14 protein-coding genes are annotated in these 14,679 nt (G+C 58.1%); 6 read left to right on the top strand and 8 right to left on the bottom strand.

Features of this window, described 5'->3' with window-relative positions:
* The first annotated feature begins 47 nt into the window (after window positions 1-47).
* Together FIV46_RS07935 and FIV46_RS07930 are read left to right on the top strand one after the other, a co-directional pair.
* Window positions 48-521, top strand: a complete 474-nt coding sequence (locus tag FIV46_RS07935) for a hypothetical protein (RefSeq protein ID WP_139940225.1) — start codon at window positions 48-50, stop codon at window positions 519-521.
* 46 nt (window positions 522-567) lie between these two features.
* The gene (locus FIV46_RS07930; protein WP_139940223.1) at window positions 568-891 is read left to right on the top strand and encodes a 2Fe-2S iron-sulfur cluster-binding protein; all 324 of its coding nucleotides are present in this window, start codon (window positions 568-570) and stop codon (window positions 889-891) included.
* Window positions 892-1,100: 209 nt separating this feature from the next.
* On the opposite strand, the gene FIV46_RS07925 is transcribed toward FIV46_RS07930, so the two are convergent.
* The 4 genes from FIV46_RS07925 to FIV46_RS07910 are packed head-to-tail and all read right to left on the bottom strand — an operon-like array spanning window position 1,101 to window position 7,744.
* Window positions 1,101-1,418: a DUF2149 domain-containing protein gene (locus tag FIV46_RS07925; RefSeq protein ID WP_139940221.1), complete on the bottom strand. Its 318-nt coding sequence runs from the start codon at window positions 1,416-1,418 to the stop codon at window positions 1,101-1,103.
* On the bottom strand, window positions 1,418-1,897 hold the full coding sequence (locus tag FIV46_RS07920) for a MotA/TolQ/ExbB proton channel family protein (protein WP_139940501.1): 480 nt from the start codon (window positions 1,895-1,897) through the stop codon (window positions 1,418-1,420). The genes FIV46_RS07925 and FIV46_RS07920 overlap by 1 nt, the downstream gene beginning before the upstream one ends.
* Window positions 1,898-1,924: 27 nt before the next feature.
* A complete protein-coding gene (gene cobN, locus FIV46_RS07915) occupies window positions 1,925-5,812 on the bottom strand; it encodes a cobaltochelatase subunit CobN (RefSeq protein ID WP_139940219.1) in 3,888 nt (1,295 codons plus the stop codon).
* 3 nt (window positions 5,813-5,815) lie between these two features.
* Entirely contained in the window at window positions 5,816-7,744 is a 1,929-nt protein-coding gene (locus FIV46_RS07910) for a TonB-dependent receptor domain-containing protein (RefSeq protein WP_139940217.1), read from the bottom strand.
* A 465-nt stretch (window positions 7,745-8,209) separates the two neighbouring features.
* Here FIV46_RS07910 and cobU point away from each other — a divergent pair, with 465 nt between their 5' ends.
* Genes cobU through FIV46_RS07890 form a run of 4 tightly spaced genes read left to right on the top strand, consistent with a single transcriptional unit; the run spans window position 8,210 to window position 11,221 of the window.
* The gene (gene cobU, locus FIV46_RS07905; RefSeq protein ID WP_139940215.1) at window positions 8,210-8,782 is read left to right on the top strand and encodes a bifunctional adenosylcobinamide kinase/adenosylcobinamide-phosphate guanylyltransferase; all 573 of its coding nucleotides are present in this window, start codon (window positions 8,210-8,212) and stop codon (window positions 8,780-8,782) included.
* The gene (gene cobT, locus FIV46_RS07900) at window positions 8,779-9,804 is read left to right on the top strand and encodes a nicotinate-nucleotide--dimethylbenzimidazole phosphoribosyltransferase (protein WP_219846001.1); all 1,026 of its coding nucleotides are present in this window, start codon (window positions 8,779-8,781) and stop codon (window positions 9,802-9,804) included. The genes cobU and cobT overlap by 4 nt, the downstream gene beginning before the upstream one ends.
* A complete protein-coding gene (gene cobS, locus FIV46_RS07895; RefSeq protein WP_139940213.1) occupies window positions 9,801-10,601 on the top strand; it encodes an adenosylcobinamide-GDP ribazoletransferase in 801 nt (266 codons plus the stop codon). The genes cobT and cobS overlap by 4 nt, the downstream gene beginning before the upstream one ends.
* Window positions 10,598-11,221 carry a histidine phosphatase family protein gene (locus FIV46_RS07890; protein WP_139940211.1) on the top strand — a complete coding sequence of 208 codons (624 nt, stop codon included), beginning with the start codon at window positions 10,598-10,600 and terminating at the stop codon, window positions 11,219-11,221. Before cobS ends, FIV46_RS07890 begins: the two co-directional genes overlap by 4 nt.
* Here the strand turns inward: FIV46_RS07890 and cobO are convergent.
* The 4 genes from cobO to FIV46_RS07870 are packed head-to-tail and all read right to left on the bottom strand — an operon-like array spanning window position 11,218 to window position 14,677.
* The gene (cobO, locus tag FIV46_RS07885; RefSeq protein WP_139940209.1) at window positions 11,218-11,829 is read right to left on the bottom strand and encodes a cob(I)yrinic acid a,c-diamide adenosyltransferase; all 612 of its coding nucleotides are present in this window, start codon (window positions 11,827-11,829) and stop codon (window positions 11,218-11,220) included. The two genes, FIV46_RS07890 and cobO, sit on opposite strands and share 4 nt — an antisense overlap.
* 3 nt (window positions 11,830-11,832) lie before the next feature.
* Window positions 11,833-12,849 carry a threonine-phosphate decarboxylase gene (locus FIV46_RS07880; RefSeq protein ID WP_139940207.1) on the bottom strand — a complete coding sequence of 339 codons (1,017 nt, stop codon included), beginning with the start codon at window positions 12,847-12,849 and terminating at the stop codon, window positions 11,833-11,835.
* On the bottom strand, window positions 12,846-13,808 hold the full coding sequence (gene cbiB, locus FIV46_RS07875; protein ID WP_139940205.1) for an adenosylcobinamide-phosphate synthase CbiB: 963 nt from the start codon (window positions 13,806-13,808) through the stop codon (window positions 12,846-12,848). Before cbiB ends, FIV46_RS07880 begins: the two co-directional genes overlap by 4 nt.
* Window positions 13,805-14,677 (bottom strand): ABC transporter substrate-binding protein, encoded by an 873-nt coding sequence (locus FIV46_RS07870; protein WP_139940203.1) that lies wholly within the window; start codon window positions 14,675-14,677, stop codon window positions 13,805-13,807. The genes cbiB and FIV46_RS07870 overlap by 4 nt, the downstream gene beginning before the upstream one ends.
* Between the last annotated feature and the right edge of the window lie 2 nt (window positions 14,678-14,679).

Raw genomic sequence — 14,679 nt, 5'->3', positions numbered from 1 at the left:
CCACCCTATCCCGCCGGTTTTTCCTGGCGGGTTCCCTGGGAACAGGTATGGCCTCTCTGGCCACTCTCGCTGCGGCTTCAGCTGTCAGTTCTCCGAAAAATGAAACAGCGATACACGCCTTCATTGAACGGATGTACCAGGCGATCTGGTTCGACAAGGGGGGCTGGTTCGATAAAGATCTTATGCGCTCCGTTATGCACCCAGAGGCCACCTTTGCCTGGGATGAGGGTGAGGATGTCCGGCTGGTCGACACCGACACCTTCCTCGACCTCTTTGGCGAAGCCTTCCGGAACGACGGCATCTATTCCCTGCATGAACGTTCCCTGAAGATGACCATCCTGGAGTTTGGCAGCGTCGCCCAGGTTTTCGATGTTTACGAAGCCGTCTTCAATGACGGAGAACATATTGCCCGGGGCATCAATGCTTTTCAGCTGGTGAAGCATGAAGGGGCGTGGAAATGCTCGTCCCTCGCCTGGTGCGAGGAAACACCCGAGCTTCCCCTGTCAAAACTGTACCCCTGACCGCCAAAACCTTTAGTACGATTGTTTAAGTGGAGTTTTATAGAAAATGATCAAAGTGACTTATATTGAATTCGAGGGACCTGAACGGGAAATTTCAGCTGCTGAAGATGTATCGCTCATGGAAGCAGCCACCCAGAATGATATCAACGGCATAGATGGCGATTGCGGGGGAGCATGCGCCTGCGCCACCTGCCATTGTTATATAGACAGCTCTTTTCTTGACAGGCTTCCGCCGCTGTCTGAAACAGAAGACCAGTTGCTTGACAACGTCGCCTCTCCCCGCCTTCCCAACAGTCGCCTTGGTTGCCAGATAAAACTATCGCCCGAATTGGACGGCATCCAGGTCAGGATTCCTGAGACACAGGCGTAACAAGTTTCTACCAGCCTAATCCGTCGCCAATCCTGAAGCATGGTTTGACCACTCCTCGAAGTAGAGATCTATTTCGAGACAGGACCGGGGCATAGAGATGCGAACGTATTTTCGCACCCGCCCCACAATAGTTTAGGTAGAAAAATGCGCAACCATTGCGCACTTTTCCTATTGCGTGGACTGTTGCGGGACAATCTGTAGATCTCCAGTCATTCGCCGGCCGCCGGCACATAGACCATGCGGCCGTCCGGCAGGCGGTAGGCGGTGCCGGCCTTGATCCCCTCACCTTCACCGATTTCGCCGCTGCTTTCATACTGGGTCAGTTCCTTGCCGTCTTTGATGGTGATGCGCATGTCCTCTTCGCCCGGGTTTTCCACCAGGATGGCGTTGTCGCTGGAAAAGGGATTGAAGGGGTTCTTGACAAGCACCACCATCAGGATACCGATAATGACAATAAACATGTCGACCAGGTTGACCACCGACAGGATCGGGTCGTCATCCTCCATATCCAGGAAACGGTTTGCCATCAGTTTACCCCTTCCCTTTCCCGCTCGATAAGGCGCAGCTCTTCCAGCAGCCAGCGGCGGCGGATATTGAGTACGGCGAAGGTCAGGCTGGCGGCGATCAGGGCCAGGGTCACCCCGGCGAAAGCGACCACCATATTTTCCCCCACCGTGGAGGCATCATTTTCGGTCAGCGCCAGCAACGCCGGGCCCATGGGGATAAGGGTCGCTACCAGGCCAAGAAGCGGTGAGACCCGCGACGTCAGGCGCAAAAGCTCGAGCCGCTTCATGATCCAGAGTTCCAGGTCGTCGCTGTTGATCCCGGCCTCACGGGCATAACCGGAAAGACCGGACCTGAATGCTCCCTTGCGCCGCAGAAGCGCTTCGGAAATGAGGCTGCCCAAAGCATAAAGGGCATAGACCAGCGCCAGCAGGATCAGCGTCAACGACGGGATCAGGAAAACACTGGAGATGTTGTAGAGAAAGGCATCAATGGAAAACATCATAGGGAAAACTCACTCAAAATAATCTTACACTTGGTATTGTTTGTGGCGGCGGGTGGTATGAATACCGCCTACGCCAATGATGGACAAAAGCCCCAGCCAGATCACAAGATTGAACAGCCAGGCCAACGGATCCGGCTCGGCAGGCTGGACCTGCTCCATGATCCGGCCGCGTATCTTTTCCACCGGCTCGGCGGGCTGTTGCGCCGCCGGCTGATCCGGTGCAGTATCCGACGCCGTTGTAGGAGCCCCGAGGCCGAAACCCACAGCCATTTCCTCGAGGAAGGCCGCAGTCTTGTCCGCGCCCCGGTCGGCCCGATGATTGGCCACCAGATCCTGCCAGCGTTCCGCCAGTTCCCTGCGGGTCTGTTCGCTGGCCTCCCAGTATCCCTTGCGGATGGCTTCGGCCATGCGCTCGATCATCTGGGCCTGGGCCGTGGGATTGTGCTCCTCGAACCATTCATTGAGCCCCATGTCCCGATTGTCCATGACATAGGTTTCATGCATGGCCTGCCACTGGTCGTCGCGCACCATCCTCTCATCCATGACCTGCCAGCCGAACAGATTGTTGACCACCTTCAGCATATTGACCGTGCCGGCATAGCCCTCTTCCTTCATGGCGCCGATCCACTGCGGGTTCTGGTAGCGCACGCGGAGTTCATTGGACAGGAACGCCGACGCCTTGGCCATTTTCGGCTTTTTGCCGCGATAATCGGAAACGATCAGGTCGGGACTTTCCCCGTTCACCGCCCGGGAGGCGGCAGACAAGCCGCCGAGATACTCAAAGGGATGATCGGTGGACAACAACCCATGCAGGTTGGTGGAGCGGGACAGGATCGCCGCATCAACGCCACTCAGTTGCTTTTCAAACAGAGCCATGCCCCGCACCGGTGTACCCCAGTCTTTGGTGCCATAGGCATGGGACTGGCTGTTGAAAAAGGTTTCCGCCAGAATACTGTCGTCGTCCCAGCTTGTGGGGTCCATGGCCACCTGCGTGACCCCGCTGCCGTAGTCGCCGGGAGGATTGGAGAAAATGCGAATGGCGGCGTAACGCCGGGCGTCCGCTTCAGATGCTCCCGCTTCTCTAAGCTGAGCGATAATCCTGTTGCTGTTCACCGCTACCGCATTGTCCTTTTCCTCCAGCACGGAAATCTCCTCAATCGCCCCGGCAATCAACCGCATGATACCGTCGAACTGATCCCGGTAAACACTGGTCACCTGTAGCACAGCATCGACCCGGGGACGGCCCAGCTCCTCCGCCGGAATGATCTCCAGATCGACCACCCGGCCGCCTGCATCCCAAACCGGCCGCACACCAAGGGCATGCATCACCTGTCCCTCCATAATGCCGAGAGTGCGGATGGTTTCCGACGACCACAGTGAAAAGGCCAGCTTGTCCGGCCAGGCGCCGTCATGTTCCGCCCGATAGTTTTTCACCAGTTCCTCAAAGGCCTCACCTGCAGCCTCGTAGGCGGCCTTGGCCGGCACCTTGTCCGGCTCAAAGGCATACAGATTGGTGCCGCTGGTGGATTGCGGATTACGCACCGGGTCACCGCCGACGCCGGGGCGGACAAAACGGCCATTGAGACCGGAGAGCAGTGCCTCCATCTCCCCGTCTTCGGCCAGGTGCCGCTCGTTCGCCAGCGCCTGCTCTATCATTTGGCGCAGGTTCGGATCCGCGATCCCGGCGAAATCCGCCACACCGTCCACATATTTCTTCAGAAACAGATAAGCTTCATTCTGGTAAAGTTCGTCAAAACTGTCGCCGAACATTTCCTTGAGGTCGAGGCCGAGGGCGCGGTAATAGTCGTCGCCCGACTGTTGCAGCACCGTGGTGATCCGCTGTTCCGGGATGGCCGGTTCGCCAAAGCTGTGCAGGCCCATGGGCACAGCGGTCCGCGCCAGCTGGTGCAAATGATCATGCAGAATGGGGATAAAACCCTCGAAATCCTCCCGGATCTTTTCCTCGCTCCAGCCTAGCTCCTTGTCCAGGGAAGACTCTTTGACCAAGCCGATCAGGCGCTCCGCCGTCTCCTGTTGCACGGCCCCTTCCTCCAGCTGTAGGTACTGATGGATCAGGTCATGCATATCCAGAAGTTCGTCATAAAAGCCGGACGGCGCAAAGGCCGGTGTCTGGTGACTGACGGTCACGGCCCGGCCCCGGCGCTTGGCCTGGATCGCCTCGCCGATATTGTCCTGAATATAAGGGTAAAGGACCGGCACATTGCCCACCGCCAGGTTGGGATAGTCATGGGCCCACAGTCCGCGGTCCTTGCCCGGCGTCCATTCCTGGGTGCCGTGAGTACCGAGATGAATAATCGCATCGCTGCCAAAGATTTCTCGAAGATAGAGATAGAAGGCCATGTAAAAATGTCCCGGCGGCTGTTTCAGGTCGTGAGTGCTTTCCCCGACCTTGTCCGCCCGCGGCGGCTGCGGTGTGAACAGGAATTTTCCGGTCTGCACCATGGGAATGACGAACTGTTGCGCCCCGTTAATCTTCCGCACGCTCCAGTGATCTTCCGGCTTCCCCCAGTAGTCTGTCATCTCGCGGGAGATCTTTTCCGGCAGGCCGTCAAGCCACTCCCGGTAGCGGCTGACCGGCAGGGACACCGCCCATCCTTTCATCAGCAGCTCGTCCAGGGTTTCCGGCCGGTAGTAGCCGCCCAGCATGGCTTGGGCCTTTTCAATAATCTCATTTTCCGTAAGTATATCAAGTTCATATTCTGCTTTCTTCATGTCGAACATGATGTTTTCGATACTCTGCGGCACATTCAGATTGGAGGCAGACAGGTTCTTCTCGCCGCCGGGGCTGTTCCAGAACAACAGCGCGACCTTCCGTTCCTGCGGATCGGAGTGGCGAAGCCTTGCGATCTTCATGAACCGTCCGACCAACAGGTCGAGCTGCTCCTCTATCGGCACCGGGTCGCCGTCTTCAACGGCGCCCAGCACCAGGGGATCGCTCATGCCCCAGCCTTCCGGCGTCGCCATCAGGGAGGCCACCGTCCGCATCTCCACTCCCTGGGGGTCTTCACGCCAGTCCGCCGGGGTACCGGCCCGATGGGTCAGGCCCATCACCACCGGAACATCAAGGTCGAGAAACTCTTTCTTGCGGGCGTCGCCGGACAGCATATGGGTCATGTTGACGAGCATGTCCGGACTGGCCCCGGCAATCATGGAAGTAATCCCATCCGGCTGCCGCCAGTTAAACCAGAACAGCAGGGGGATGCCGCCGGCCGCTTCCACCTTGTCCACAACGGCTTCAAGCACCTTAGTCTGAGCATTGGATAGATAGCTGGAAGAAATGGCCACCGCCATCACCGGCGCATCCTCCTCCCAACGCCTCTCGCCCCAGGCCAGATAGGCCTGCAAAGTAGCGAAAGGCACCGGGGCGTCCGGATGATAAAATCCGGTCGCAGGCAGCGGCACGGCGGCCGGAATCGACGCCATATCCGCCCCCCCTTTCCAGGCGGAGATATAGCGCATCATATTGACAAAATTTTCCTCGCCTCCCGCATCATAGTAGGCAGATAACCGTCCGGCCACCACCCGGTCCAGATTACCGGACAATGGCCTGCCCCCGCCTACCACAATCCACGGCGTGGTTGTGCCCTCAAGCGCCTCCTTCATATGCTCCATGACCCGGGCCCGGTCACCGCCCCGCGGCGTATCCAGGATCACCAGATCGGCACTGAGCCAGTCCTGCGGTTTCCCTTCTGCCGTTTCGATATATTTGCCCGATACCTGCACCCCGGCGTCCTGTCCCCAGGCCCTGAGGCGCGTGATCTTGGACGGCAAGACAAAGTTATTAGTGATCACCGTGACATGAACGGGCTTAGAGTTGCCGGCAAAGGCCGTGTCCGGGGCAAAAACGCCCCAGACCAGCAGCCCCAAAAGGGAAAACAACAAGACGCGCATGGATCAGAAACTCGCCGTTACGCCGAAACGATATTGCCGTCCGGGTTCGGCCAGGCCGAACAGATCTGATTTTTCCGCCAGCCGTTCATCGAAAATATTCTCTATCCCGGCCCGGACCAGCAGGCCATCCCTGAGCGGCATGACAAAATCCAGGTGATGCAGGCTATAGGTAGGCGTATATTCCCCGGAACTGTCATATTGCCGGCCGACAAATTCGGAACGGAACCTCAGGTTGCCCTGCTCCATGAACTGCCAGTTGAGGGAAATATTACCGCTGTGCTCCGGACGGGATTCGAGCGGATTACCAGTTCCCCGATCTTCCGCATCCAGATAGGTATAGTTGCCGTCCAGCTGCAGATCGTCGGTCAACCGGACCGTCAGGGACAGTTCGATCCCTTTGATACGGGCTTCGTCCACATTCTGGTAATAGCGGATTTCCCGGCCCCGGACACCACAATCGGAAACACAGACGCTCTGCACCAGATTTTCCAGATCGTTCTGGAACAGGGTGGCGCTGACGGCCCAGCTTTCCCGGTCATACTGAACACTCATTTCCCAGCTTTTGCTGCGCTCGGGATCAAGCGCCGGATTGCCGAAGACCCAGAAGCGGCCGCCGGCGGCGAGCACCTGATAATCCGCAGAAAGCTCTGTCAGGGACGGGGCGCGGAACCCTTCGCCGTAACCGCCCTTCAGGACCAGATTGTCCGTTACCTCATAGACCGCATAGAGCCGGGGACTGCTTTCCCAGCCGTAGACATCATGATGATCGAAACGGATGCCGCCGACCAGCGACAGTTTTTCCAGCACAGAAACCTCATCCTGCACAAAAACAGAATTATGCTGAACTGTCGTCACTCCACTGGCGGACGCCACATCATCGAACAGCTTTTCTTCCCGAAGCTGGCCACCGACTGTGAAACGGTTGCCGTCAATAACATTCAGGGACACGTGGCCGTCAACCACATTATCCTCCAGTCCCTGGGACCGGGTCGGCGTACTGCCGTTGGTGCGCTCGTTGTCCCGGTTGGCGGAAGACTGGTACGCATTGAATTTCACATCGCCCCAGCTCCAGTTGCCATTGTAGCTGAGCGCAATCTGTTCCCGGGAAATATCGTCCGTATTGGTATAGCGTGCCGTATCCCGCACCCGGTCATCCTCGCTGCGGCTGTAGACCAGGTCTACCCGCTGCCCTTCCACCGGCGTCCAGATCAGCGACGCCCGGCCCGCCAGGGATTCCCGACTTTCCACTTCTGAAACAGCGTCATCCTCGGGAGTCGGCAGGTTGGCGCGGTCAAACAACTGACCGGCAAGGGTAAAGGACAGCTTGTCCTGGATGAGCGGGCCTGCAAAATAACCGCCGAATTTATAGGAAGACCCATCGCCGCCGCGTTCCAGTACGGTGCCGTCGGCGGTCACTTCGCCGGAAAACTCGCTGGACGGCACCCGGGTAATGACATTGACCACACCGCCCAGCGCGTCTGAGCCGTAGAGCGACGACATGGGGCCGCGCAACACTTCGATCCGTTCAATGGCGCTCGGCGGCAGCCAGCTTAGCTCGAAATCGGAATGGGCGACCACCCCGTTGGTTGAACTGATGCGCCGACCGTCGAGAAGATAGAGGGTATGCTCCACCGGCATGCCGCGCAGGCTGATGCCCTTGCGGGTCTGGCCGACGGCCGTCACGGTCACCCCCTGCTCCGCTGTAAGCGCATCGGTCAGGTCGTCGACGAACCGCAGTTCCAGATCCTGCCGGTCTACCACGGATATACTGGCCGGCGCCGTACGGAGAGACTGTTCGTGGCTGGTGGCAGTGACGACAATCTCCTCCACAGCTTCCTCTGCGGCGGCCGAGCCGGAAAGAGCGGTAAAAACTGACAATGAAGAAAATAAAATGGAAGGGAATGGCCCCTCGCCCCTGAAATTCATAAACATGCGTAAATCCTGATAAAATAATATGTTATAACGTTACATTTGTTATGTTGTTACATATTATGACTCGCCCGGTCAGCGCAAGATGTTTTTGCGAATTATTTTCGATTAGCCGGTAATGGGAAGGCTTGCGCGAGCGGGAACAGGACCCTGCAGGGGCTTGCCTTGCAAGGAATAAAGTTAAGCAGATTTTTGAGAAATGGTGCGATGGGCGTCAGGAGGAAAGAATGAAATATGCACTTCCCGTGCGCGGTTTTTATGACCGCGCGTCATGGACGGACGGACACCCCCAGAATCCTGCATGTAGACTACAGCTACCAGTTCCAGACCACCACACAGAAACTAAGCAGCAGCCAATCCGGTCGACTGCTTTTTTTCTAAAAAGCCAAAGAAATCAGTTACCCGCAGATAATGTCGCCGATATAGTGGGGACAACTCGGGACGAATAACAAATACCATTCACAAATCATGAACAATTCAAGACAGAATATTTCCGACAATCTTGAGCGCTTTTCCGGTATCAGCCTCATCATCGGCGGCGCCCGCTCCGGCAAAAGCCGGTTCGGCGAACAGCTGGCGCTGGCTCTGGACAATCGCCCAACCTATCTCGCCACCGCCGAATCTCGAGACGAGGAAATGCGGGACAGGATCGCAAAGCACCAGAACGATCGCGGCACTCACTGGATCACCATAGAGGAACCCCTGGCCATCGCCGAACAGCTGAAAGGTCAGGAAACCGTCCTGATTGACTGCCTGACCCTGTGGCTCAATAATCTGATGGAACATCAACTGGATATTGACGATGAAACAGAAAAGCTTGTGGAGGTCCTTCAGCACCACCGGGGCAATGCCATCATGATCAGCAACGAAGTCGGGCTCGGCATCGTACCGGACAATGCCCTGGCCCGGAGCTTCCGCGACCAGGCCGGACGCCTCAATCAGCATATAGCCCAGGCTGCGGACCATGTGTTTTACATGGCCGCCGGCCTGCCGATGGTCCTGAAGCGGGACGGCCGGCCCACTTGGGGAGAAGGGCTGTGAGCAAGATTTCTCTCAACAGCCGCGAAGAGTTCTTCCGCGCCCTTGACAACCTGCCCGCACCGGACAGGAGATGCATGGACTATGCCCGGACCCGTCAGGACAGTCTGACCAAACCGCAGGGATCCCTTGGCAAGCTGGAAGAACTTTCCATTTTCATGGCCGGGTGGCAGGGCAAAGAACACCCCCGACTGAATCAGATATCCTGCCTGGTCTTTGCCGGCAACCACGGTGTCACGGCGCAGGGCATCTCTGCCTATCCGCCGGCAGTCACCAAACAGATGGTGCAGAATTTTGAGAATGGCGGCGCCGCCATCAATCAGCTCTGCATAGCCGCCGGTGCAAAACTGCGGGTCATCAGCCTGGATCTCGACCATCCGACCGCTGACTTCACCAAAGCCCCGGCCATGAGCGAAGAAGAGCTTTGCCGGGCCCTGCAAACCGGTGCCGACGCCGTGCCGGACGACTGTGATTGCCTGCTGCTGGGAGAAATGGGGATCGGCAACACCACCGCCGCCGCAGCCCTGTCGCTGGCGCTGTTCGGCGGCGACAGTGGGCAATGGACCGGCCGCGGCACCGGGCTTGCGAAAGATAAACTGGCCCACAAGGCGGAGGTTGTGGAAACAGCCGTCCGCCGGCACAGTCCCGAAATCAGTGACTCCTTCGAGCTGCTGCGCTGCCTGGGCGGGCGCGAGCTGGCCGCGATTGCCGGCGCGGTAATCGCCGCTCGCCAGTACCGGACCCCGGTCCTGCTGGACGGGTTTATCTCTACCGCCGCGGCCGCCGCGCTGACCATAAGCGCCCCGGATATACTGGATCACTGCCAGGTGTCCCATCTGTCCGTCGAGCCCGGTCATCGCCATCTGATCGAGACACTCGGCAAATCACCGATCCTGCAACTGGACATGCGGCTGGGGGAAGCGTCCGGCGCCGCCGTCGCCCTGATGATCCTACGCGCCTCGCTCGCCACCTATAACGGCATGGCCAGTTTCGAAGAGGCCCATGTGTCGAGGTCATTGCAATGACCGGAACAACGGAAGAAGAGAAGCAGCATAAAAGCCCCTCCCCGGTCCGGGATATAGCGGCGGCCCTCATGGTGCTGACCCGCCTTCCTGTATCATGGGAGAAATTATCAGACCATCCGCCGGATATTTCCCGCAGCCTTTGGGCCTATCCGCTGGTCGGTTTGCTGGTTTCCGCGGTTGGCGGATTGATGTACTGGGGCGCCCAGATGCTTCTGCTGCCGCCCCTTGTCTCTATCCTGCTGGCCCTGGCGGCCATGATGGCGTTCACCGGCGCTTTTCACGAAGACGGGCTGGCCGATGTGGCCGACGGTTTTGGTGGCGGCCTGACGCGGGAGCGCAAGCTGGAAATCATGCGCGACAGCCGTGTCGGTACATACGGCGCCCTCGCCCTGCTGATTTCCATAGGCCTCAAGACGGTCGCCCTGGCTGCCATGAGTGTTAGTGGCGCCATCGCAGCGTTGCTGGTCAGCGGTGCTATGAGCCGCCTGATGATTGTGCTCGCCCTGCGTTTATTCCCTCCCGCCCGCAAGGACGGGCTCGCCGCCGAAACGGAAAAGCCGACAACGGCCCGGCTCACAGGGGCACTCGGAATCGCCCTGCTGCCCGGTTTGCTGCTGCTCCGGTGGCCGGCCGTCCTGCTGTGCCTGCTGCTGTCCCTTGTTGTAGCCTACAGTCTGGGAAAACTCGCCGTCAAACAGGTGGGCGGTATTACCGGCGACATCCTTGGCGCGATCCAGCAGATCAGCGAAATCGCCATATTGCTCGGCCTGCTCTCCTTCGGGCATTTCATGTCATGAGTATCATCGATTATTATCTGGTCCGCCATGCCCCGGTTGCGGGCGCCCGGGAACATCTCTACAAGTCCGGTAACGAACCGGCGAACCTGTCCGATGCCGTCTCTCTCGACTGGCTGGCGGATCAACTACCCGACCATGCGCAGTGGTTTTCAAGCCCGTTGCAACGGACCCGGCAAACGGCCGATGCGCTCAGGGAGCGAAAACCCGGGTCGGCAGAACTGACCTCGTCGCCACAGCTGACAGAACAGGATTTCGGCGACTGGTACGGACTGGATTTCGATCATCTTTGGCCAAAGATCAAGCGCCTCCCACCCCACAACTGGTCGCTGTTGGCAGCACACAGCCTACCGCCGGGCGGAGAAGCCTTCACAGACGTTTGTGAGCGGGCGAGCCACTTTATGAAAGACCAGACTGGTTCCGGATCGTCAACGCCACGGGTAATCATCACCCATGCCGGGGTCATCCGGGCGATCCTCGGATATTGTCTTGGCCTGTCGCCTGACCTGGCCCTGAATTTCGCCCTCGACACCCTGTCGCTGACCCACCTGCAATATAGCCCGAAAGATTTCCACGGCGGGCACTGGCGCCTGGTGCGGCTCAACCATACCGGAGCGGTCTAGAAATCAATGCCCCGCACCGGCTGGAACCCGGCGTCAAAGGGATGTTTGACATTCGTCATCTCCGTCACCAGGTCAGCGACCCCGATCAGTTCCTGCGGCGCATCCCTGCCGGTAACAAAGACGGAACAGTCTTTGTGCCGGGATAACAGTCCCTTGATTACTTCCTCAACCGGCAGATAATCGTTCCGCAGGACAATATTCAGTTCATCCAGCACCACCAGGTCATAGTCGCCGCTGCGCATCATGTCGAGCCCCACTTCCCAGGCGGCGCGGGCTGCGGCAATATCCCGTTCCCGGTCCTGGGTATCCCAGGTAAAACCTTCGCCCATCACCCGGAAATCCACCATATCCTCGAAGCGTTTGAAAAACAGACGCTCCCCGGTTTTCCATTTTCCCTTGATGAACTGCACCACGCCTACCTTTCTGCTCCAGCCCAAGGCACGCAGGATGGTGCCGAAAGCGGCCGTGGTCTTGCCCTTGCCAGAGCCGGTATTGACCATCAGCAGGCCGCGTTTCTGCTGTTCTTTTCCCGCCATTTTTTTGCGATGAGCGGCCTGTTGTTTTTTCATTTCTGCGCGGTGCTGTTCGTTTTTATCCTGAGATGTCATTCTTCACCCTCTCAACTGTTGTGCAAGCCTGTTCCAGGCTTCCTCGCTTCCCGGCACTCCGAAACGAAGCCAGGATGGATGATCCGGAAAGGTGCGGACATAAATACCCGCCTGCGCCAATTTACCAGCTTTCCCGGCCGCATCCTCCGCCTCTGTCAGACAATAGAGAGACGTTGAGCCCGTTATGGAATACCCATATTTTTCAAGAAGTTCCTGCAACCTTCTCATCTCCCCCGCAAGCTGTTCACGCATTGCTGAAATCCAGGACAGGTCCCGGTAGAAATGCCCGAAGACCCGCAAAGTCAGCGTGGAAATCTCCCACAGCTGACAAAGATTGTTCAGTCTCTGGCTCACAGTTCCGGACGTCACAACCGTGCCAAGGCGCAGGCCGGCAAGTCCGGAAAATTTGCCAGCCGAACGCAGAACCACCAGACCGTCCGACAACGGAAAGGTCAGCAGGCTGAGTGCGGGATCGATATCGGCAAAGGCTTCGTCGACAATGACCATACCACCCCGCTCAATATGCCGCATGGACAGCTGATAGAGCTTTTCCGTGTCGAACGTTTGGCCATCGGGGTTATTGGGGTGAGTCAGGACAAGAATTGATCCCCCCGGCAGACCGGTCAGACCGTCCCAGTCATAGGGCTTAGTCTCCACCTGAAATCCGGCAGCGGACCAGGACCGCAGATGCTCGCTGTAGGTGGGACCGGGAACAATCACTTTCCGATTGGTCTCAAAACAGCGCGGCAAAAGTTCTATGGCCGCCTGGGATCCGGGCGTGAGAATGATCTTCTCCGCCCCGACGCCGAGATAGTCAGCGCAGGCATCCCGGCAGAACACCATGTCAGCCTGACCAGGCAGACGCCGGACAGCCTGTTCAAGTTCCGCGGAGGATATTTTTTCCCGCCATGGCCAGGAATGGGGATTGATCCCGGTGGACAGGTCAATCCAGGGCTGTGGGGCGTCGGGATAGTGTTTTTGGACCTGCTGCAGGTCGCCGCCGTGAACTCTGTGATTCATAACAAGACTCCCACGCTCAAGACTACGCCGGCCATCACTCCAAAGGCGACCTTGGTTAGTTTCAGCGCCTCTTTGATATCCTGCCGAATGAGATCATACCGGCCAGTGCCCATATAGGCCCCGTCAACCTCTTCCTCACCATAACGTCTAGGTCCACCAAGCCGGAAAGACAAAATATTGCCCAAGGCTGCTTCGGGCCAGCCCGCATTGAGGGACAGATGCCCTGCCGCCTGCTCCATCGTCTTCACAAAAACCTCCAGGAGCCCGAAACGCCTTGTCAGCCTGCCCGCTACTATAAACAAAACCGCTGTCAGCCGCGCCGGCAGGAAATTCGCCAGGTCATCGAGCCGGGCCGCGGCCTTGCCAAAAGTTTCATACCGGGGTGATCGGTGCCCGATCATGCTGTCCGCTGTATTGATCGCCTTATAGCCCACAAGCCCGGGCAAACCGGCAACAAGAAACCAGAAAGCGGGCGCCATGACACCATCGGAGAAATTTTCCGCCAGGCTTTCCACCGCTGCCCGGTTCACCCCGGCTTCATCCAGTTGCGCCACATCCCGGCCGACAATCCGGGCAACCGTCTGTCTGCCGCTTTCGGTATCGGGACTGTCCGCCACCGCCAGCACATGGTCATACAGGCTGCGCGCCGCCAGCAATGTGCTGGCCAGAACTACTGTCACGATCCAGCCCCCCCAGACCGGCAGCAATGTAAAGGCGACAATCTCAACAGCCACGGCGAGTAGAATCCAGAACATCAGGTAAACCGTCAGAGAAAATAGTCCGCGAATGAAATTCTCCCTTTTCCCCGCCGTCTCCCAACGATTGAACTCACGCTCAAGAGCGGCCAGGGAACGCCCCATCAGAACCGCCGGATGGGGGATGCGCCGATACAGCCATTCGGGGTCGCCGGTCAAGGCATCCAGCGCCAAAATAAAGAAAAGCGCCTGCGCCGGGATCATTCGGACGCCTCCGCCGCGTCTTTTGTCCCCGTTTCCAGCTTTTGCAGTTCCTCAAGGATATAGTCAGCGGCCTCCGGCAGGAAAATGCCATTGCACGACAGATAACGGCCCGGTACATAAATGGTGGGTATATCAGACAGCATGCGCCTGACCATGCCATGTCTTGAGATACTCCAGCTGGAATTATGGTTGGACTGCATGTCAAAAAAACTGCCAATAATCAGGTCTGGCTTTCGACTGGTCAAAAGCTCCAGCGGAGTCTGCTGCCAGCCGGAATAACCGAATTCATCGGCCATGGTCCGGAAGCCCGCCAAATTGAGCAACTCATTGACATAAGTACCCTTGCCGGCGGTAAAACCGCTGGGAGTCAGGTAAAGGACAAGTTCCGATCGCCTGGGCAGGTTTTCCAGTCTGTCAAACCGGCGGTTAAGCTCCGCCACTTTCTCTGCCGCACGCATTTCCTGTCCCAAGGCCCTGCCAAACAGGCGAATGTTATTCAGCAGAGCCTCCCGGCTATAGCCGAAACCGGCGGACGCAATATAATAACCGTTGCTGGCCAGATAGTCCCGAAAGCCCGACCCTGCCCAGTAGCGGGCAACCACGTCGGGCTTAAGCGCCAGAATTTCCTCTAACGTGGAACGAAACTGCGGCAGCCCCTCAGCCTGTTCCCGGTAGAAACTGTGCACGTCTCTGGCTTCATTGGACAGGGCAAGGATCTGGTCCCGATCCGCCAGTGCCAGCACATACTGATCGGAACAATAATCCAGGGAAACGACGGTGGGCTTTTGGCCCTCCGCCGCGATAAGATTTTGTGACAACAGAAGCGCCGCCCCGAAACAGATCAGACATTTCAGGGCGACATGTCTCATGA

This window comes from Emcibacter nanhaiensis, assembly GCF_006385175.1.
In the GTDB taxonomy this organism is placed as follows: Bacteria; Pseudomonadota; Alphaproteobacteria; order Sphingomonadales; family Emcibacteraceae; genus Emcibacter; species Emcibacter nanhaiensis.
Note: the sequence above shows the minus strand (reverse complement) of the source record. Positions and strands in the feature narration are given on the sequence as shown.